The organism is Vibrio sp. HS-50-1, from assembly GCF_024747315.1.
GTDB lineage: Bacteria > Pseudomonadota > Gammaproteobacteria > Enterobacterales > Vibrionaceae > Vibrio > Vibrio diabolicus.
The window spans coordinates 382669-401440 of sequence record NZ_JAMPZF010000007.1 but is presented as its reverse complement, the minus strand read 5'-3'; the positions used below and the strand labels follow the sequence as shown (position 1 = coordinate 401440).

Here is an 18772-nt window from a genome sequence, read left to right as displayed (position 1 = left end):
GAATTAGGTAATAAAAAGCAATGATGCAAAGTGTAGATATCGCCATCATCGGCGGAGGGATGGTTGGGTTGGCACTTGCTGCCGCGTTCAAAGACAGTGATCTGCGTGTCGCCGTTATTGAAGGTAAAGTGCCAGATGATTCGTTGAAAGAATTACCCGATGTTCGTGTGTCTGCGCTGAGCCGCTCTAGTGAGACGATTTTGCGTAAACTTGGTGCTTGGCAGGGCATAGAACAGCGCCGAGCTTCACCTTACCATGGCATGGAAGTATGGGAACAAGATAGCTTTGCCAGCATTGAATTTAATGCACAAAGTATGGCACAACCTGATTTAGGGCATATTGTTGAGAATCGTGTGATTCAACTTGCGCTGCTTGAACAAGTCCAAAAGCTCGATAACGTCACTATGTTTATGCCTGCACGTTGCGCGACTCTCGCGGTCGGTGAGCAAGAAAGCTGGCTGACGCTCGATAATGGCCAAGCCATGACCGCTAAATTAGTGGTCGGAGCCGATGGGGCGAATTCGTGGCTTCGCCATCAAATGGATATTCCATTAACGCATTGGGACTATGGTCATCATGCTTTGGTCGCGAATGTCAAAACTGCTATGCCACACAACAGCATTGCGCGCCAGATATTTACTCCTCACGGACCGTTGGCATTTTTGCCAATGTCGCAACCAGATATGTGCTCTATTGTTTGGTCCACGGAGCCAAATCGAGCAGAGCAGTTAGTGGCGATGAGTGAACATGATTTCAATAAAGCGTTGACGAGTGAGTTTGATGCTCGACTTGGTCTATGTGAAGTACTGGGAGAGCGTGCTGCGTTTCCTTTGAAAATGCGCTATGCGCGAGATTTTGTTGTCGAGCGAGTCGCGCTGGTTGGTGATGCGGCCCATACCATTCACCCATTAGCGGGGCAGGGTGTGAATTTAGGTTTATTAGATGCGGCCAGTCTTGCTCAAGAAGTATTAGCACTTTGGAAGCAGGGTCAAGATATCGGCAGTAAACGCAACCTAAGAAGCTACGAGCGTTGGCGAAAAGCGGAAGCGGCAAAGATGATCGCTACTATGCAAGGGTTTCGAGATTTGTTCTCTGGCGAGAACCCTGCTAAGAAGCTTGTTCGTGGCATTGGCTTGAGTTTAGCGGGGCAACTGCCGGGAGCGAAAGATGAGATCATGAAGCGCGCGCTTGGTTTAAAGGGACACTTGCCGGATCTGGCGCGTCAGTAAGTGCAAAGCGAACTTCAAATACACAAAAGGCTGGTTAATCCAGCCTTTGTTTTATCAACATTTTGCTAAGCATATGCGCATCGGAGTTTCATTATTTCTTGATTGATCTCTTTGACCGCTCGGAAATGGCGTTGCTCTGCTTTCTCCGGCAGTATTAACTTACCGTTATCAAACTCGAATCTACCGACCCCGTAAATATAAATTCTTCCTTTAAAAAGACGACTTATATGTTTAGCAATCATACTTGGTGTATAGCGCTTAAACAGTCTCATATTTACTTTCCTTTTATCTAACCTAGCCTAGGTATTCTACGTTCTGGACGCGAAAATTATTGTGACAGCAATAGTATTAAATACAGATGTAGGGTGTTGCGTCAGAGAATTGTGTTGTCTTAGACAATTTGACAGTGTCATCTCTTAAATAGCGTGAGGATTACCCCAAAAATAACCTCTCTAAAGGAACCCTTACGCCAATACACTCCTTTTTACGTGACGCATTAAGCAATAGTTTTGTTACAGAATTAAGAATAGAACGAAAACGGTTGTTTGCTAGTTGTTTCTATTAAGGTCGTGCTTCGCGTAACACACTTTACGTTCTAACGATTAGAGGAAATGAAAGAGAAAAAGTTCCACGTAAAAAAAAGCCCGCTTCAGCGGGCGAATAGTCACAGATGCATTACACAAAAGTGGATAACTAACTGCATGAATGCTGTCACTCAGCTAGCTGACTCACTTTATATTGGTTAAGTGCTTGTTTGAAACTTAACCAACAAATTCAGCATATACGAGTTTTATCTTTGTGACTATTTATGTTTTATATGTGATTAAAAATTCTCATGTCTATTTTTGTAGATATGAGCGAGATCACGCAGTGATAGAAACACTACGTGTCATTACATTGTTTTTAGACGATTAACGACAGATCTCAGCTACGGTCGGCTGGCACAATTGGATAAGATCTTGAATAGAAAGCGCCAGCCCAGCCATTCGATCGCCACTGCTGATCGTGACTTCCTGTTCTTCTAGTAAGCTGGGGTCGAACACGATTGGCATATGACGTTTGAGTAACAGAGGAGTGACAGTACCAACTTTGTAACCAGTGATGGACTCAACATCGGCTTGATCAACACAAGTCATCCGGCGACATTTCAGTAACGAGCGCACTTTTTTGGGATCAACGCTACGATCACCTGGTGCACAGGCGAGTGCATATTGATTACCCATGTCTCGTAGCAAGATTGCTTTCACCATTTGAGAAGGGCGAATGCCGCGTTGGTGCGCGACATCCTCAATGGTGGTTGCTGGTCTTTGATGCGGTAACAGACGAAACGGAATGTGTTGGTCTGTGAGAAATTGCATCAAAGGAGTATTGATTGTATTACTCATCATCAAGACTGTAAGGCAGTGATTCGATTGTCCATTCACATTCTGGTTGCGCAACTAAACGAAGACGAGTGTCTTCATCGAGATTATTAGGCAGCACGATCAGGCCAATCGCGTGATTGTCACTGAACTGGTAGTGATTTAATAAAGCACCTACTGAACGCCAGTTTTCACCTACGCTGCGTTCGAGCTCAATTGGTTCGTCACTGAATGGAGCAGAAGTTGCCCCTTTTACGATATACATCGCACGTTTATTGGTACCGCGATACTTCGCTCGTGCTACCGTTTCTTGTCCCGTGTAGCAGCCCTTTGTGAAGCTTATGCCTCCTAAAGCTTGCACGTTAAGTGCTTGTGGAATGTGAGCATTCTGCGCGGATGCAGAGACAAATGGTAAACCTGCCTCAATATCGAAACGATTCCAAAGCTCATTTGTCGTAAAGACAGCGTCGGTAGTTTCAACGATTTGCTGTGCTTCTGGCGCACTTAATATCAGTAACCAGCGATCTTGTGCAACTTGCACTGCTGTGCCACCGTCAACTGGGCGAACGCTGCCAGTTGTCTTGCTCATTGTTGAAATGAATTCACCGGCTTTGACGCCAGCGACACCTAAGATAACGTCATCAGAAGCTTCAATCGTTACTTTAGAGAAAATGGCGTATTTCTTTATTTCACTAAGTTCTACGTCAATCGCCGATTTTGGTTGGATCATGCCGTAGCCATCATGATGATGGAAAAGGCGGAACACGCTCCACATTTTGCCTTTCGCATCACAATGTGCGCCCAGTGTTGATTGGTCTTGTTCTAAAGAAACAACATCGCAGGTAACCTGACCTTGTAAGTATGATTTTTTATCGTCACCGATCATGGTGATCATGCCGAAGTTATCCAGCAGTGAGATAGATAACTCTGGAAGTGCGTCTTGAGTTGAGAGAGGTAATGCTGAAAAACGAGTTTGCCATTCCATAATTACAATGCCTTTTGAAGATATTTTTCCGCTATGTTATACCCAAATAACCTTGAGATACTAGGGGAGCGATTTACGAATCAACATTTGTCTGCTTTCACTATCGTATTGTGACCCGCACACTAGTGACGTAGCACATCCCTTGTTACACTCCGCACTAACAACAAGACATCTATGAAGGAATAGTGAATGTACACTCCGGAAGAAAAAGCGCGTATTAAATGGGCTTGTCGTCGAGGCATGCTTGAGCTTGACGTAGTAATTATGCCGTTTTTTGAAGAGTGCTTTGATACTCTGAGTGAACAAGAGCAGCGTGACTTTGTTTCTTTACTTGAATGCGATGATCCTGATCTGTTTACTTGGGTAATGGGGCATGGCCGTAGCGAAAATTTAGGTCATGCAGCAATGGTTGATAAAATTGTCGCCCATAACCTCAGCAAAGTTCGTTAATTTTACTGCTTCTCCCTCTCTGACTGCCCGAGTCTTCGATGTTGTACTTTTCTTATTGATGACTTGGGCTGTTATCTTCTCTAGCATTCCGCTCGTATTATCGACTTATTTGTTATTACTGATTGTTAAGGCTCTCTCAAGCCAAGGCCTTGTTCAACCTACAAGTCATGGGCATTGGTATGTGCACTGCGATGGCTCGGTTAGGTTTGATGCCCTTGAGTATGGCGAATACTCGGAAGATATTGAGTCCGAAAAGGGTCATTTACAGCGAGTCGATACATCGGCATCACCATTCAAGATAACATTCCAATTGCAATCTGGCCGTAGTGTTACGATTTGGCGTGATAGCTGTGACGATGAGCAGTATCGTCAACTATCTTTGGTATTACGCCAATGGGAAATGAAACAGGGAGCTGATGCTCCCTGTTGATGTAATAGTTTAATTGGTAAAGTTAAAGCTGTTTAGCTGGAACCAAAATCGTTGGTCCGCTGTTTTCCAGTTGGTTCGGATAATCAAGCGTGTAGTGCAAACCTCGACTCTCTTTACGCTGCATCGCACAACGAACCATCAGCTCTGCTACTTGTAGAAGGTTACGCAGTTCTAGTAAGTTGTTCGACACGCGGAAATTGCTGTAGTACTCGTGTGTTTCTTGTTGCAACAGCTGGATACGGCGTAAGGCGCGCTCTAAACGCTTGTCAGTTCGTACAATGCCCATGTAGTCCCACATAAACAGACGAAGCTCGTGCCAGTTGTGCTGAATGATCACTTCTTCATCACTATTGGTTACTTTGCTTTCATCCCAACATGGCACCTGTGAGGGGAGCTCAACGTTAGTGTGATGTTTTAGAATATCTTTTGCCGCAGACCAAGCATAAACCACACATTCGAGAAGTGAGTTTGATGCCATGCGGTTAGCACCATGCAGCCCGGTGTAGCTAACTTCACCAATCGCATACAAATTTTTCAGATCGGTGCAGCCATTTCTATCCACCATGACACCGCCACAAGTGTAGTGTGCAGCAGGTACGATTGGGATTGGCTCTTTAGTCATGTCGATGCCCAAATCCATCAAACGTGAATAAATGGTTGGGAAGTGTTTCGTAATAAAGTCAGCAGGCTTATGACTGATGTCGAGATACATACAGTCGGCGCCTAAACGCTTCATTTCGAAGTCGATAGCACGAGCCACCACGTCACGCGGAGCAAGCTCTTTACGTTCATCGAAATCTGGCATAAAGCGAGAGCCATCTGGACGACGCAGGTAAGCACCTTCGCCACGCAACGCTTCAGTCAGCAAGAAGTTACGTGCTTCTGGGTGATATAAACACGTCGGATGGAACTGGTTAAATTCCATATTCGCCACACGACACCCTGCACGCCAAGCAATCGCAATACCATCACCAGACGACACATCTGGGTTAGAGGTGTATTGATAAACCTTTGAAGCACCACCTGTAGCGAGAACCACAAATTTGGCTCGCACGGTTTCGACATGCTCTTCGTTTCGGTTCCAAATATAAGCACCGATAACTTTGTTTTTATCACCGCCAATTTTGTCTTCGGTGATTAAGTCCAGAGCATTGTGACGTTCGAGAACATGAATGTTTGGATGGTTATGAGCGTTATCTTGCAGGGAGGTTTGCATCGCCATACCTGTCGCATCTGCCGCGTGAAGAATACGACGACGGCTATGACCACCTTCACGAGTTAAGTGGTAACGAGGCTCATCGTCAGAGTCATCCTCTTCACGATCAAATGGGACACCACCGTCGATCAACCACTGTACGCACTCTTTTGAATGTTCAGCAATGAACCTCACAGTATCTTCGTCACAAATACCATCGCCGGCGATTTGTGTATCTTCAACATGTGAATCAATGGTGTCTGACTCATCAAATACAGCAGCAATACCACCCTGGGCATAATAGGTCGCCCCTTCGCTGCGTGGCCCTTTACTCAGCACCATCACTTTACAGTGGTTAGCTACGCGCAAAGCCAACGACAAACCAGCCGCGCCACTCCCTACCACTAACACATCACACTCATGTTCACGATTTGTGTTCATATAACTTTTATAATCCCAAGCTAAGGTAACAAAGTCACCTTGTGTATTATTTGCACACCATGTGCATTCCATTATCGCGACACCTGTCGCAAGGGCTAAGTTGGGAGACCTATCGACATCCGTGTTACTGCGGTGACTGAGCCACTCTTCTTTTTCATGCAGAGCATGAGCATGCTTCCTAAGTTATATTTGTAACGCGGTGTTCAGATAGCCATTAGCCATGCAAATGAAAAGTAATAGTTTGTCAATGCCATTGCTTTTCCATGCTCGACCCAGCACAATCTGGGACAGAGATCATTCATTATACCCATTTCCCCTCAAGATGCTCGCTTGTCAAACTTAGACTAAAGTCAGGCAACGGTGGTCATTTGGGTATAGACATCACACTGTGAAAAAACAATGACAAAAAACTTGAGAAACCATGGAACTTTCTCATTCACGTTAGGGTCACAATAGTGCTCAAGTAAGCAGTGGTGTCAATACTACGTTTTGCATAATTAGTACCCATATCTGAGAAGAGTAGGGGCATAACAAATAGGAGTATCCGCTCGAATGAACGAGCAGCTGACCGATCAAGTATTGATTGAGCGAGTTCAGAATGGCGATAAGCAAGCATTCAACCTGCTGGTAACGAAGTACCAGAACAAGGTATGTAATCTTATTTCCAGATACGTTAGTAATCCTGGCGATGTACCAGATGTAGCACAAGAAGCGTTTATTAAAGCTTACCGAGCTATTCCCAGCTTTCGTGGGGAGAGTGCGTTTTATACGTGGCTGTATCGCATTGCAGTGAATACTGCGAAAAATCACATTGTTGCTCAAGGGCGTAGACCTCCAGCGACAGATGTCGATGCTGAAGATGCTGAATTTTACGAAACAGGTAGTGCACTTAAAGAAATATCGAACCCTGAGAACTTAACGTTGTCCAAAGAATTGCAACGGGTGGTGTTCAGTGCAATCGAAGCTTTACCTGAAGATTTAAAAACCGCAATGACATTACGAGAGCTCGATGGCTTGAGTTATGAAGAAATTGCAGAAGTGATGGATTGCCCGGTAGGAACGGTACGATCGCGTATCTTCCGTGCTCGTGAGGCGGTGGAAAAGAAAATCAGACCTCTTTTGCAACGCTAGTACAAGTAATAACTATGGTGAAAATAATGGCTGACAAAGAAAAACTTTCAGCTCTCATGGATGGAGAATTGGTCGATAAGGCTTTAATTCAAGAGTTAGAGCAAGACCAAGAGAGCCGTGATGCTTGGCAGAACTATCACCTGATTGGTGATGTGATGCGAGGCGAAGCGCCAGCAAAACCTGAGTGGAATATTGCTGAAAGCGTGGCGTTAGCGTTAGAAGATGAACCTGCACACCGTGCGTTTGATGCGCACAGTGCAAATGTTATCTCAATTGCTGATACGCCAAAAGAGTCGCAACCAGAACCGCAAAAAGCAAAACGTCAGTTGCCAGGTTGGTTGACACAGTTTGGTCAAGTTGCTGTTGCTGCATGTGTATCGCTTGTCGTTATTTTAGGTGTACAGCAGTACGGTGGTAGCGATTCAATGTCGCCGCAAACAGACCAATTGCCTGTGTTGCAGACAGTTCCGTTTGCTGGCAGCGCAGAGCCTGTGAGTTTAACTCGTGAGTCTGTTGAGCGTTCTGTAGGTGAAGCAAATATGCAAGAGCAACGTAAGCGTGTTCATGCTATGCTGCGAGACTACGAATTGCAGTTACGAATTAACAGTGATGCATCTCAACAAGATGCAAATCTGAATCCGGATATTGAATGAAAAAATTTCTGATCAGCGCTTGCGCTCTGTTCAGTATGATGTCTTCTCAAGCCTTTGCTGGTGATAAGCCAGCGGAGGCTTTATTGCATCAAATGAGCGAGGCGAGTAAGAATTTAAGTTACGAACTCTCTTATATCCTTATCAAAAAGAACAGCATTGAGCCGTTGCTGTATCGTCATGCGACGCATGGTGACGATCAATATGCTCATCTTGTCTATTTAAGTGGCCCTGTACGCGAAGTGATTCGTCGCGGCACAGAAGTAAGCTATATCGAAACGGGTTTAGAACCATTCACCATCGAGTCAGGTAAAATGGTCGCTCCGACCATGCCTATGCTCAATACCAATATCGATGAGCTAAACTTGTATTACGACTATGTAAAAGTGGGTAGAGCTCGTGAAGCAGGTGTAGCAACACAAGTGCTGCGTGTCGTCCCTAAAGACGGTCTGCGCTATTCATACGTACTATGGATCGATGAAAAGAGTAAATTGCCGTTACGTGCCGACCTTGTGGACCGTGATGGTGAGATGCTTGAACAATATCGCACTATTTCTTACACAGTGAATCCAAAAATCGCAGAGTTAATGAGTGGCCTACAAGATGTTCAATTACCAGCTGTTCTCACCATGCCAAAAGGCGATATTGGGACCAGTAATTGGCAGGTAGGTTGGATCCCTGAAGGTTTCGAGCCGAACGAGCTCAACCGCTATCGTATGGCCGTTACTAATCAAATGGTGGAGAGCCAGCTGTATTCTGATGGTCTGTTTAGCTTCTCTGTTTACGTAGCAAACAAAGATGAGCATTCGTTAAAAGGGCAGTTGGTTCGCCAAGGCAGAAGAACGCTACACAGTTTTGTGAGCGGTCAACATGAAATCTCCGTTGTAGGAGACATTCCGCCGACCACAGCACAGCGTATCGCTCAATCTGTCACATTTAATGTAACAAAGAGTAAACAACAATGATGACCGCGTTGGCTACTGTGACAGACGTACATCGTCGCGGTAAACAATACGAAATTGATTTAAGCTGCGAACAACAGACCAGTTGCAGTAGTTGCTCTTCACAGAAAAGCTGTGGAACGGGCGTTGTGACTAAAGCCATTGGTAACAAGAGTTTATCTTGGCACCTGCGCACGGATAAATCAGTGAAGATAGGTCAAGTCGTTGAGATAGGCTTTCCTGAGTCGAGCCTGATAAAATCAGCAATGGCGGTTTATTTACTGCCGTTGTTTGGTTTGATTATCGGTGCGATGTTTGGTCACTTCCTATTAGCGCCGCTGACCGCGGGCGGGGAAGGTATCATCATATTGGCATCAGTATTATTTGCAGCTGGTGGAATGTGGATCGCAAAACGTGTTTCTCGTCCGTTAGAGGATGAATCCAAGCGCCAAGTTACCCTTGTTCGGGTACTTGGAGAGCCAATCCAGTAAGCGCTCTCCCCCTCCGCTTAAGGTTATTTGGGTATGTACTTTAAATTACGTGCGCCCGTTAACGAAATTCGGTAGAATCTGCCAACTTGATTGAAATGCCGTCAGTAGATGGCGTTTCTTACTGTCCCTATTTGTAAAGAGTTAGTCACCCTAAATCTATGAAGCACATTCGTAACTTTTCGATTATCGCCCACATCGACCATGGTAAGTCGACCCTATCAGACCGTCTAATCCAAGTTTGTGGCGGGTTAACCGATCGTGAAATGGCCGCACAGGTTCTGGATTCTATGGATCTTGAACGTGAGCGTGGTATCACCATTAAATCTCAGAGTGTGACGCTAAACTACACCGCTAAAAACGGTGAAACGTATCAGCTGAACTTCATCGATACTCCGGGGCACGTTGACTTTGCATATGAAGTATCACGTTCTCTAGCGGCTTGTGAAGGTGCGCTATTGGTTGTAGATGCGGGTCAAGGTGTTGAAGCTCAAACACTGGCTAACTGTTACACCGCGATTGAGATGGATCTAGAGGTTGTGCCAATCTTGAACAAGATTGACCTACCAGCAGCCGATCCTGAGCGCGTGGCAGAAGAAATTGAAGAAATCGTTGGTATCGATGCAATGGAAGCAACCCGCTGTTCTGCGAAGACAGGCATCGGTGTTGATGACGTTCTAGAGAACATCGTATCAGCGATTCCAGCACCGGAAGGTGACCCAGATGCGCCATTACAAGCGCTGATCATTGACTCATGGTTTGATAACTATCTTGGCGTTGTTTCTCTAGTGCGTATTAAAAACGGCGAACTGAAGAAGAACGACAAGATCAAAGTGATGAGCACGGGTCAAGTTTGGGGTGTAGACCGTCTTGGTATTTTTACGCCAAAACAAGTAGATACCGATATCCTTCGTACTGGTGAAGTAGGTTGGGTGGTTTGTGGTATTAAAGACATCCTTGGTGCACCAGTTGGTGATACGCTGACTATGGCTAAGAATGGCTGTGAAAAACCGCTACCAGGCTTTAAGAAAGTAAAACCTCAGGTTTACGCAGGTCTGTTCCCGGTATCGTCTGACGATTACGAGAACTTCCGTGATGCGCTGGGCAAATTAAGCCTAAACGACGCATCGCTATTCTACGAGCCAGAAAACTCAGCGGCACTTGGCTTTGGTTTCCGTTGTGGTTTCCTTGGCATGCTGCACATGGAAATTATCCAAGAGCGTCTAGAGCGTGAATACGACTTAGATCTTATCACCACGGCACCAACGGTAGTTTACGAAGTTGAAAAGACCGATGGTGAACTGCTGTACGTTGATAGCCCTGCCAAACTACCAGCGATCAATGATATTGAAGAAATTCGTGAACCGATCGCTCGTTGTAATATCCTGGTACCTTCAGAGTACCTAGGTAACGTGATCACGCTGTGTGTTGAAAAGCGTGGTACTCAGGTCGATATGGTTTACCACGGTAACCAGGTTGCCGTGACTTACGATATTCCAATGGCAGAAGTGGTACTGGATTTCTTCGACCGTCTGAAATCGACATCTCGTGGTTATGCGTCTTTGGATTACAACTTCCAGCGTTTTGAAGCTTCGAATATGGTACGTGTAGACGTTCTTCTGAACGGTGACACCGTTGATGCATTGGCGATGATCACACACAAAGACCAGTCTCAGACTCGCGGTCGTCAGCTGGTAGAGAAGATGAAAGAATTTATCCCTCGCCAAATGTTTGATATCGCAATCCAAGCAGCGATTGGTAACCACATTATCGCACGTTCAACTGTAAAACAGCTGCGTAAGAACGTAATCGCGAAATGTTACGGCGGTGACGTAAGTCGTAAGAAGAAACTTCTGAAGAAACAGAAAGAAGGTAAGAAGCGCATGAAGCAGATCGGTAACGTTGAGCTGCCTCAAGAAGCGTTCCTAGCCATCCTTCACGTAGGTAAAGACTAAAGTTGAACTTTGTCTCACACTTGTCGGTCTTAAGACGTTAGATATTAAAATAAGTGAAAGGGTTTCGGCTCTTTCACTTTCGTATTTTTAGATAAGGGAATTTAATGGCGAATACATTCTCACTGATGCTGGTTATTGCGACTTTGGTAACTGGCGTGGTTTGGCTATTGGAAAAGCTGGTTTTCGCGAAAAAGCGTCAGGAAAAACTGGCGGAGATTCAAGCTCAGACGTCTAATGGTTTGGATGCAGTGACCTTGCAAAAAGTTGAGCGTCAGCCTTGGTGGGTTGAAAATAGCGTCTCAATTTTTCCTGTGATTGCGTTCGTTTTAGTATTACGTTCTTTTATCTACGAACCATTTCAAATCCCATCAGGCTCAATGATGCCGACTTTGTTGGTGGGTGACTTTATCTTGGTAGAAAAATACGCCTATGGCTTGAAAGATCCGGTATGGCGCACGCAGTTAGTTGAAACAGGTAAACCTGAGCGTGGTGATATCGTGGTATTCAAATACCCGCCACAACCAAGTGTGGATTACATTAAGCGTGTTGTTGGTTTGCCTGGTGATATCGTGCGTTATTCAAGTGATAAGCAGCTTTGCGTGCAAAGCCAAGGTGAATCGGCGTGTAAACCAGTTAAACTGAGCAATGTTGAAGAAAGTCAGTTTAGCTCGAACGGTATTCCAATGATCCAACTGGATGAAAAATTGGGTAACGTGGAGCACAATATTTTGGTTAACCCTCTTGTTCGTAACCGTGTGGAGCAATACTTCCCACGTAGCGGCACGACAGAGTGGGTTGTACCACAAGGTCAGTACTTTGTGATGGGTGATAACCGTGACAACAGTGCTGACAGCCGTTACTGGGGCTTCGTTCCTGAAGCAAACTTAGTCGGCAAAGCTGTCGCCATTTGGATCAGCTTCGAGTTTGATCGTGGCGCAGATAGCGTTCTACCTTCATGGATTCCAACTGGTGTGCGTTTTAACCGCATCGGTGGTATTCACTAACCATTTTATATCGAGAGAGTATGAATTCTCCAATTGATAAACTAGAGAGAAAGCTCGGCTACCAGTTTCAAGATGCCGGGCTTATCAACTTGGCGCTGACTCACCGCAGCGCCAACAGTAAGCATAATGAACGTCTTGAGTTTCTGGGCGATTCAATTTTAAGTTTTGTCATCGCTGATGATCTGTACCATCGTTTCCCGAAAGTGAACGAGGGTGACATGAGCCGTATGCGTGCTACTTTGGTTCGTGGACATACATTGGCGGAACTGGGTCGTGAATTCGATCTAGGAGATTATTTAAAATTAGGTCCAGGTGAATTGAAGAGTGGCGGTTTCCGCCGAGACTCTATTTTAGCCGATGCGGTTGAAGCCATTATTGGCGCAATTTACCTAGACAGCGATCTTGAAGTCGTGCGAGGCATTGTACTGAGTTGGTACAACTCACGCCTTGAAGCCATTAAACCTGGCGTCTCACAAAAAGATCCGAAAACTCGCCTACAAGAGTTCCTGCAAGGCAGAAGAAAACCGCTGCCTGTGTACACAGTGACTAATATTAAAGGTGAAGCGCACAACCAAGAGTTTACGGTTGAGTGTGAAGTAGCAGGTGTGGACAAGCCTGTAATCGGGAAAGGCACCAGCCGCCGCAAGGCAGAACAAGCGGCCGCTGAAACAGCACTTGAGCAATTAACAAATGGCTGATAACGAATTCGATATCGATGCGTTTTTCGCATCACAAGGTGAGCCAAGCTCGCCAGAAAACCAGCACTGTGGCTTTATTGCTATTGTTGGTCGCCCAAATGTAGGTAAGTCGACACTTCTGAACAAAATCTTGGGTCAGAAGATTTCGATCACCTCACGTAAGCCACAAACAACACGTCACCGCATTATGGGTGTGGACACGGATGGCGATTACCAAGCGATTTACGTCGACACGCCAGGACTTCACATCGAAGAAAAGCGTGCGATTAACCGCCTGATGAACCGTGCGGCTAACTCATCTCTAAGTGATGTAAACCTAGTGTTCTTCTTAGTCGATGGTACGCATTGGACCAAAGACGATGAGATGGTGCTAACTAAGCTTCAAAAATCGAACTTCCCAGTTGTGCTTTGTGTCAATAAAGTCGACAACGTGCAAGATCGTAACGAAGTGATGCTACACATGGCTGAGATGTCTAAAAAGATGGACTTCGTTGACGTTGTGCCAATCTCTGCGAAGCAAGGGAAGAACATTGATGTACTGCGTAAGCACGTGCGTAAGCACTTACCTAAAGCAACGCACCACTTCCCAGAAGAATACGTGACTGATCGCTCCCAGCGTTTTATGGCATCTGAAATTGTGCGTGAAAAGTTAATGCGTTTCACGGGTGAAGAATTGCCATACTCGGTAACGGTCGAGATTGAACGTTTTGATTACAACCCAGAAACCGACGGTTTCCATATCAATGCCTTGATTCTTGTTGAGCGTAATGGCCAGAAGAAAATGGTGATTGGTAAAGGTGGCGAGAAGATCAAGACCATTGGTCGTGAGGCGCGTTTAGATATGGAAGAGTTGTTCGGTCGTAAGGTTTACCTGGAAACCTGGGTAAAAGTGAAATCTGGCTGGGCAGACGACGAACGAGCACTGCGCTCGTTGGGCTATATCGACGACTTATAATCTTGGCTGCGAAGATGCTTCGCTCCAACATCGATGAAAACTCAGTATCGATTAAAATAAGGAGCCGCTCGGCTCCTTATTTTTTATTTCACACTTTTTAGGCACAATGACTTAGATGAGTAATCTGTCTTCCGAAGGTTTACAGCGCTGTTTTGTTTTACATCGCCGCCCTTACAGTGAATCGAGCTTAATCCTTGATGTATTTAGTGAGGAATATGGCCGAATGACTTTAATGGCCAAAGGCGCGCGCAGTAAGCGTTCGAACTTAAAAGGCGCATTGCAACCTTTTACTCCGCTGTTACTTAAATGGTCGGGAAAAGGTTCAATGAAGACTTTGCGTCAAGCTGAGCCGATAAGCCTAGGTTTACCGTTAACGGGCATTAATCTCTACTCAGCCATGTACGTCAATGAACTGATTGGCCGTATCTTGATGGCTGAAGTGCCAATGCCAGCGCTATTTCATGATTATTTGCATGCGTTAACAGAGTTGGCACACAACGAGAACCCTGAGCCAGCACTGCGTCGTTTTGAGTTAGCATTGCTCTCTTCTATGGGGTATGGCGTGGATTTCTTGCACTGTGCAGGTACTGGCGAGCCCGTCGACCCAGAGATGACGTATCGTTACCGGGAACAAAAAGGCTTCATAGCTTCGGTTAGGCGCGATAACCTTACGTTTTTAGGGAATGAGCTGATTGCTATCAGTGAGCGGCGGTTCGTCACTAAAGAGCAGCTAAAAGCGGCAAAACGCTTTACACGTATAGCCTTAAAGCCGTATCTTGGCGGCAAACCTTTAAAAAGTCGTGAATTTTTCATTCAGACCCCCAGAGCACGGAGTAACGGAAAATGAGCTCAATTTATTTAGGCGTCAATATCGACCATATTGCCACTCTACGTAATGCACGTGGTACAAAATATCCTGATCCTGTGCACGCTGCAGAAATTGCTGAGCGTGCAGGCGCGGATGGTATCACAATTCACTTACGTGAAGACCGTCGCCATATTTTGGACCGTGATGTACGTATTCTGCGTGAAACCATTCAAACGCGCATGAATCTAGAGATGGCTGTGACGGACGAAATGGTTGAGATTGCGCTGCAAACTAAACCAGAGTTTGTGTGTTTAGTGCCTGAAAAGCGTGAAGAACTGACGACGGAAGGTGGCTTAGATGTAGTAGGCCAGCTTGAAAAAATTAAAGCTGCGACGAAAAAGCTGACAGATGCAGGCATTAAAGTTTCACTCTTTATTGATGCTGATCGTCAACAGATTGAAGCTGCGAAAAAGTGTGGTGCTCCGTTTATTGAGCTGCACACGGGTCATTATGCTGATGCGACGACAGAAGACGAACAGCAAGCAGAACTGAAGAAGATTGCCGCTGGTGCGAGTTATGCTCATGACCTAGGTATTATTGTTAATGCCGGGCATGGCCTGACTTATCACAATGTCGCGCCAATTGCTGCATTACCAGAAATTTACGAACTCAACATTGGTCACTCAATCATTGGTCGCGCGGTATTTGATGGTTTGAATAAAGCGGTTGCGGACATGAAAGCACTGATGATTGAGGCACGCCAGTCATAGGGCTATCTAGATGGCGATTATAGGGTTAGGGACCGACATTGCAGAAATTGAGCGTATTGAAAAAGCGTTAGCTCGTAGTGGTGAGCCTTTTGCTCAGCGTATTCTTTCAGAAGAAGAAATGGCTAAATTTTCACAGCTTAAGCTGCAAGGCCGTTATCTTGCTAAGCGCTTTGCGGTCAAAGAAGCGGCCTCAAAAGCATTGGGGACAGGGATCGCGAAAGGGGTCACGTTTCACGATTTTTCCATCTCGAACGATGCGCTTGGAAAACCAGTACTCGCATTGACGGGCACAGCAAAACAAATAGCGGATGCGATGGGCGTTAACCACATTCACCTGTCCATTTCCGATGAGCGTCATTACGCTGTGGCGACGGTCATTTTTGAATCCTAGCTTGTAAGTCTTAAACAAAATACTAAAAAGCCAGAGCAGATGCTCTGGCTTTCTTGTCTCTCGAGCAGATTACTGTTCAAGGTATAATTTTGCAGTCGTTGTGACTTTAATCATTTCATCTTGCAGCTCGAACATTTCAGGCTCAACCTCCTCAAGACTGATCCCTGAGCGCAGTGCTTGCTCGAGCGTCGCACAGAGTGATTTCAGCCTAGGCACTCCGCAATATGAGCTACTGCCGTGCAGCTTGTGGATGACATGAATTAGGTCATCACGGGAGATATCTTCTTGCTCCAGAGCTTGGTCAACGACTGCTTCTACTTCAGGGATGAACTCAATCAACATGCGCAGCATGTCTTTGGCGAGATCCTCTTTATTCGCGCTCTGTTTTAAGGCAGCTTGCCAATCAATAATCACATCCTGCTGAGGCGAAGAAACGGATTGTGGTGCGCTCCCTTCAGGCTCATCAACGTATGAAGGGGCGACTTTGCCAATGCTCTCAGTACAAGCATTTGGGTTCCAGTGAACCAAAACCTGTTGTAGCACATGCTCTTCAATAGGTTTGGTTAAGTAATCATCCATTCCAGCCGAGAGCAAGCGGTCTCTTTCTCCCGCCATGGCATGCGCCGTTACCGCAATCACTGGCGTGTCTTTGTTTAACTCCAACTCTTTAATGTGCTGACAAGCGGTCACACCATCCATTTGCGGCATTTGGATATCCATGAAGATTAAGTCGTACTTTTTCTCCGTCGCCAGGTTCACCGCTTGCTGGCCATTGCTGCAGGCGGTGACGGTTTCTACTCGTTCGCGGAGCAGAGCGGAAATCAGCTTCAAGTTCGCTGGGTTATCATCCACCGCTAACACCGTCAGAGGTAAACGCTCCCCTTCGCTTGGCGTAATTGGAGCACTCAATGTTGGTGGTGATTCGACATGTTCGCTAATTAGGCTTTGTAGCAGTTTACGGCGAGACAACGGCTTCGTCAGGCATTGGACGTGATGCTCTGTCATAATTTGGTCGGCAAGTGCCAGTTCGGTACTCGGCGTCCCTAGGATCACACTCGGAGCCATGCGTTTCGCTTGGTCTATCCAAGGTGTAATGACGTCTGCATCATGCGTTTGATTTGCCGCTAAATTCAGTAATACATAGTCATATTGTTCTTCGTTTTTCGGTAGCGAAGAGCGGTAGGTTACTAAGATACCTTCTTGACTTAGAATCTGTTGGGTTACGGATGCGGCTTGCATGTTTGGTTCAATCAACAGCAACTGTTTGCCAGTCAGAAGTTCCACTTCAATCAGTTCGCTCATCGGCATTTCGGTTGAGTGCAAGCGCACCGTAAACCAGAACGTCGAACCTTGGTGTAGGCGGCTAGTTAAGCTGATCTCGCCACCCATCTGGCTTACCAATTTCTGCGTGATAACCAAACCTAACCCAGTGCCGCCGTAGCGACGTGAAATGCTGGCATCCGCTTGGCTGAACGCTTGGAATAATTGCGCTTGCTGACGTTCAGAAATACCAATGCCGGTATCACGCACCATGAATTGCAGTTCGACGGAGTCCCCAGATTGAGAGCGCATTTCAACGCTAACATCAATGTTGCCTCGCTCGGTAAACTTGATTGAGTTACCGACTAAGTTCGTCAAAATTTGCTGGATACGTAGTGGGTCCCCAACTAAACCCGGTGGAATTTTAGGGTCCACTTTTAGGGTGATTTCTAACCCTTTCTCATGTGCACTTGTGGCTTGTAGGTTAATCACTTCTTCTAAACTTTCTCGGAAATCAAACGGAATGTTTTCCAGCGCCAGCTTACCCGCCTCAAGTTTCGAGAAGTCGAGAATGTCATTGATGATGTTCAGTAGATTGTTCGCCGACTTTTCAATCGTCTGTAGGTAATCAGTTTGGCTGTTAGAAAGCTGCGTTTTAAGCATTTGACGAGTAAAGCCAATAACCCCATTGAGTGGAGTACGCAGTTCGTGCGACATGTTCGCCAAGAACTCAGATTTAACCCTGGCCGCTTCTTGCGCACGTTTCTTCGCGATATCTAACTCAACGTTCTGAATCTCTAGCTGCTCAAGCGTTTCACGCAAGTCTGATGTGGCTTGGTCTATACTGTGCTGCATCTCCACGTGATATTCCGATAGCGATACCGCCATGGCGTTAATACCGTTTTTCAGTTGGTCTAACTCACCATGCATTTTACCTTCGATACGCACGTCTAGGTGACCACGGCGAATGCGGTCAACGACATTCTTCATGTGGGTGATAGGTTGGGTAACATCGTGCATCAGACGTGAAGCAAACACACTTGCCAAGCCAAGACCGAGTATAAGAACTAAAAAAGCAGAGAAAACTTCTTGATACTGTTGCAGCCTTAAAGAGGAGAGATCTAACTCAACGGCAATATAACCAATTGCTTTAGTTCCTTGGCTTTCGTTCGATAACTCCGCTAAATAGTGACCCTCGGACAAAATAGGTACGCGCAATATCAGTGAGTTTTCGTAGATTTCCGAATTGCCCAGTTGCGGGATCGGTTTATCTTTAGGGAACATCAAGGCTTCGAAATTAGGGTGAAAGTTAGATGTCACGAAGAGCTCATGATGTTCATCAAATACCGCGATACTACGAACCAGTTTAGAGTTTTTGCGATGGGCGTAGCTTATCAAGCGACGTACCGCCTCTCGGCTTTCTGATAGTAGATGAGTTTCACTGGCAATTGCTAACGGCTCAATGATGCTGTTACCAGTGGTGATAACTTGTTTCTCAAGGTCTTGGTAGCGATTAAATGAGAAAAAACCGCTCAGTAATAAACCAATGATGAGAGTGGGAGCGAGAGTCAGTGTAATTACACGTGCTCGTAAGCCATATCTGGTCATGTTATCTAATTACATCGGAGTC

General features: G+C 45.8%; 19 protein-coding genes. 14 read left to right on the top strand and 5 right to left on the bottom strand.

Annotated features, from left to right (window positions below; all coding sequences use genetic code 11):
* Positions 1–20: 20 nt before the first annotated feature.
* Positions 21–1229 carry an FAD-dependent 2-octaprenylphenol hydroxylase gene (locus NDJ01_RS07580; protein WP_258586505.1) on the top strand — a complete coding sequence of 403 codons (1209 nt, stop codon included), beginning with the start codon at positions 21–23 and terminating at the stop codon, positions 1227–1229.
* Positions 1230–1294: 65 nt separating this feature from the next.
* Here NDJ01_RS07580 and NDJ01_RS07575 read toward each other — a convergent pair whose 3' ends face one another.
* The 3 genes from NDJ01_RS07575 to ygfZ form a co-directional block, all read right to left on the bottom strand.
* Positions 1295–1501, bottom strand: coding sequence for a DUF1107 domain-containing protein (locus NDJ01_RS07575; protein WP_005380970.1), 207 nt, complete (start codon positions 1499–1501; stop codon positions 1295–1297).
* Positions 1502–2140: 639 nt separating this feature from the next.
* On the bottom strand, positions 2141–2614 hold the full coding sequence (locus tag NDJ01_RS07570; protein ID WP_258586521.1) for an aminoacyl-tRNA deacylase: 474 nt from the start codon (positions 2612–2614) through the stop codon (positions 2141–2143).
* Positions 2607–3575 (bottom strand): tRNA-modifying protein YgfZ, encoded by a 969-nt coding sequence (gene ygfZ / locus NDJ01_RS07565; RefSeq protein ID WP_258586504.1) that lies wholly within the window; start codon positions 3573–3575, stop codon positions 2607–2609. The genes NDJ01_RS07570 and ygfZ overlap by 8 nt, the downstream gene beginning before the upstream one ends.
* Before the next feature lie 189 nt (positions 3576–3764).
* Between ygfZ and NDJ01_RS07560 the strand changes: the two genes are divergently transcribed.
* The gene (locus NDJ01_RS07560; RefSeq protein ID WP_005380951.1) at positions 3765–4025 is read left to right on the top strand and encodes a succinate dehydrogenase assembly factor 2; all 261 of its coding nucleotides are present in this window, start codon (positions 3765–3767) and stop codon (positions 4023–4025) included.
* Positions 3994–4455, top strand: a complete 462-nt coding sequence (locus tag NDJ01_RS07555) for a protein YgfX (RefSeq protein WP_258586503.1) — start codon at positions 3994–3996, stop codon at positions 4453–4455. The genes NDJ01_RS07560 and NDJ01_RS07555 overlap by 32 nt, the downstream gene beginning before the upstream one ends.
* A gap of 22 nt (positions 4456–4477) precedes the next feature.
* Here the strand turns inward: NDJ01_RS07555 and nadB are convergent, their stop codons facing one another.
* Positions 4478–6091, bottom strand: a complete 1614-nt coding sequence (gene nadB, locus NDJ01_RS07550; RefSeq protein ID WP_031780368.1) for an L-aspartate oxidase — start codon at positions 6089–6091, stop codon at positions 4478–4480.
* Between the two features lie 552 nt (positions 6092–6643).
* On the opposite strand from nadB, the gene rpoE reads away from it, so the two are divergent.
* The 11 genes from rpoE to acpS all read left to right on the top strand — a co-directional run bounded on the left by rpoE (position 6644) and on the right by acpS (position 15882).
* Positions 6644–7222, top strand: coding sequence for an RNA polymerase sigma factor RpoE (gene rpoE / locus NDJ01_RS07545; protein ID WP_005380946.1), 579 nt, complete (start codon positions 6644–6646; stop codon positions 7220–7222).
* Between the two features lie 26 nt (positions 7223–7248).
* On the top strand, positions 7249–7875 hold the full coding sequence (locus NDJ01_RS07540) for a sigma-E factor negative regulatory protein (protein WP_012841405.1): 627 nt from the start codon (positions 7249–7251) through the stop codon (positions 7873–7875).
* Positions 7872–8837, top strand: coding sequence for a sigma-E factor regulatory protein RseB (rseB, locus tag NDJ01_RS07535; protein ID WP_005393918.1), 966 nt, complete (start codon positions 7872–7874; stop codon positions 8835–8837). The genes NDJ01_RS07540 and rseB overlap by 4 nt, the downstream gene beginning before the upstream one ends.
* The gene (locus tag NDJ01_RS07530; protein WP_005384575.1) at positions 8834–9304 is read left to right on the top strand and encodes a SoxR reducing system RseC family protein; all 471 of its coding nucleotides are present in this window, start codon (positions 8834–8836) and stop codon (positions 9302–9304) included. Before rseB ends, NDJ01_RS07530 begins: the two co-directional genes overlap by 4 nt.
* Before the next feature lie 158 nt (positions 9305–9462).
* Positions 9463–11256: a translation elongation factor 4 gene (gene lepA / locus NDJ01_RS07525; protein ID WP_046875099.1), complete on the top strand. Its 1794-nt coding sequence runs from the start codon at positions 9463–9465 to the stop codon at positions 11254–11256.
* A 104-nt stretch (positions 11257–11360) separates the two neighbouring features.
* Positions 11361–12260 (top strand): signal peptidase I, encoded by a 900-nt coding sequence (gene lepB, locus NDJ01_RS07520; protein ID WP_005380933.1) that lies wholly within the window; start codon positions 11361–11363, stop codon positions 12258–12260.
* 20 nt (positions 12261–12280) lie between these two features.
* On the top strand, positions 12281–12958 hold the full coding sequence (gene rnc / locus NDJ01_RS07515) for a ribonuclease III (RefSeq protein ID WP_005393907.1): 678 nt from the start codon (positions 12281–12283) through the stop codon (positions 12956–12958).
* Positions 12951–13913 carry a GTPase Era gene (era, locus tag NDJ01_RS07510; RefSeq protein WP_005393905.1) on the top strand — a complete coding sequence of 321 codons (963 nt, stop codon included), beginning with the start codon at positions 12951–12953 and terminating at the stop codon, positions 13911–13913. The genes rnc and era overlap by 8 nt, the downstream gene beginning before the upstream one ends.
* Before the next feature lie 115 nt (positions 13914–14028).
* Entirely contained in the window at positions 14029–14760 is a 732-nt protein-coding gene (gene recO / locus NDJ01_RS07505; protein WP_006743310.1) for a DNA repair protein RecO, read from the top strand.
* Complete coding sequence (gene pdxJ, locus NDJ01_RS07500) at positions 14757–15491, top strand: pyridoxine 5'-phosphate synthase (RefSeq protein WP_005384579.1); 735 nt, start codon at positions 14757–14759, stop codon at positions 15489–15491. Before recO ends, pdxJ begins: the two co-directional genes overlap by 4 nt.
* Before the next feature lie 10 nt (positions 15492–15501).
* Positions 15502–15882 carry a holo-ACP synthase gene (gene acpS / locus NDJ01_RS07495; RefSeq protein WP_012841407.1) on the top strand — a complete coding sequence of 127 codons (381 nt, stop codon included), beginning with the start codon at positions 15502–15504 and terminating at the stop codon, positions 15880–15882.
* A gap of 69 nt (positions 15883–15951) precedes the next feature.
* Here the strand turns inward: acpS and barA are convergent, their stop codons facing one another.
* Entirely contained in the window at positions 15952–18750 is a 2799-nt protein-coding gene (gene barA / locus NDJ01_RS07490) for a two-component sensor histidine kinase BarA (protein WP_258586502.1), read from the bottom strand.
* Positions 18751–18772: the final 22 nt, after the last annotated feature.

Excerpts from the sequence above, each read along its gene's own strand:
- rseB (WP_005393918.1), top strand. The coding sequence starts at position 7,872 with ATGAAAAAATTTCTGATCAGCGCTTGCGCTCTGTTCAGTATGATGTCT.
- nadB (WP_031780368.1), bottom strand. The coding sequence starts at position 6,091 with ATGAACACAAATCGTGAACATGAGTGTGATGTGTTAGTGGTAGGGAGT.
- NDJ01_RS07575 (WP_005380970.1), bottom strand. The coding sequence starts at position 1,501 with ATGAGACTGTTTAAGCGCTATACACCAAGTATGATTGCTAAACATATA.
- lepA (WP_046875099.1), top strand. The coding sequence starts at position 9,463 with ATGAAGCACATTCGTAACTTTTCGATTATCGCCCACATCGACCATGGT.
- acpS (WP_012841407.1), top strand. The coding sequence starts at position 15,502 with ATGGCGATTATAGGGTTAGGGACCGACATTGCAGAAATTGAGCGTATT.
- pdxJ (WP_005384579.1), top strand. The coding sequence starts at position 14,757 with ATGAGCTCAATTTATTTAGGCGTCAATATCGACCATATTGCCACTCTA.
- era (WP_005393905.1), top strand. The coding sequence starts at position 12,951 with ATGGCTGATAACGAATTCGATATCGATGCGTTTTTCGCATCACAAGGT.
- rpoE (WP_005380946.1), top strand. The coding sequence starts at position 6,644 with ATGAACGAGCAGCTGACCGATCAAGTATTGATTGAGCGAGTTCAGAAT.
- NDJ01_RS07570 (WP_258586521.1), bottom strand. The coding sequence starts at position 2,614 with ATGAGTAATACAATCAATACTCCTTTGATGCAATTTCTCACAGACCAA.
- NDJ01_RS07540 (WP_012841405.1), top strand. The coding sequence starts at position 7,249 with ATGGCTGACAAAGAAAAACTTTCAGCTCTCATGGATGGAGAATTGGTC.
- ygfZ (WP_258586504.1), bottom strand. The coding sequence starts at position 3,575 with ATGGAATGGCAAACTCGTTTTTCAGCATTACCTCTCTCAACTCAAGAC.
- NDJ01_RS07530 (WP_005384575.1), top strand. The coding sequence starts at position 8,834 with ATGATGACCGCGTTGGCTACTGTGACAGACGTACATCGTCGCGGTAAA.
- recO (WP_006743310.1), top strand. The coding sequence starts at position 14,029 with ATGAGTAATCTGTCTTCCGAAGGTTTACAGCGCTGTTTTGTTTTACAT.
- NDJ01_RS07580 (WP_258586505.1), top strand. The coding sequence starts at position 21 with ATGATGCAAAGTGTAGATATCGCCATCATCGGCGGAGGGATGGTTGGG.
- rnc (WP_005393907.1), top strand. The coding sequence starts at position 12,281 with ATGAATTCTCCAATTGATAAACTAGAGAGAAAGCTCGGCTACCAGTTT.
- NDJ01_RS07560 (WP_005380951.1), top strand. The coding sequence starts at position 3,765 with ATGTACACTCCGGAAGAAAAAGCGCGTATTAAATGGGCTTGTCGTCGA.
- barA (WP_258586502.1), bottom strand. The coding sequence starts at position 18,750 with ATGACCAGATATGGCTTACGAGCACGTGTAATTACACTGACTCTCGCT.
- lepB (WP_005380933.1), top strand. The coding sequence starts at position 11,361 with ATGGCGAATACATTCTCACTGATGCTGGTTATTGCGACTTTGGTAACT.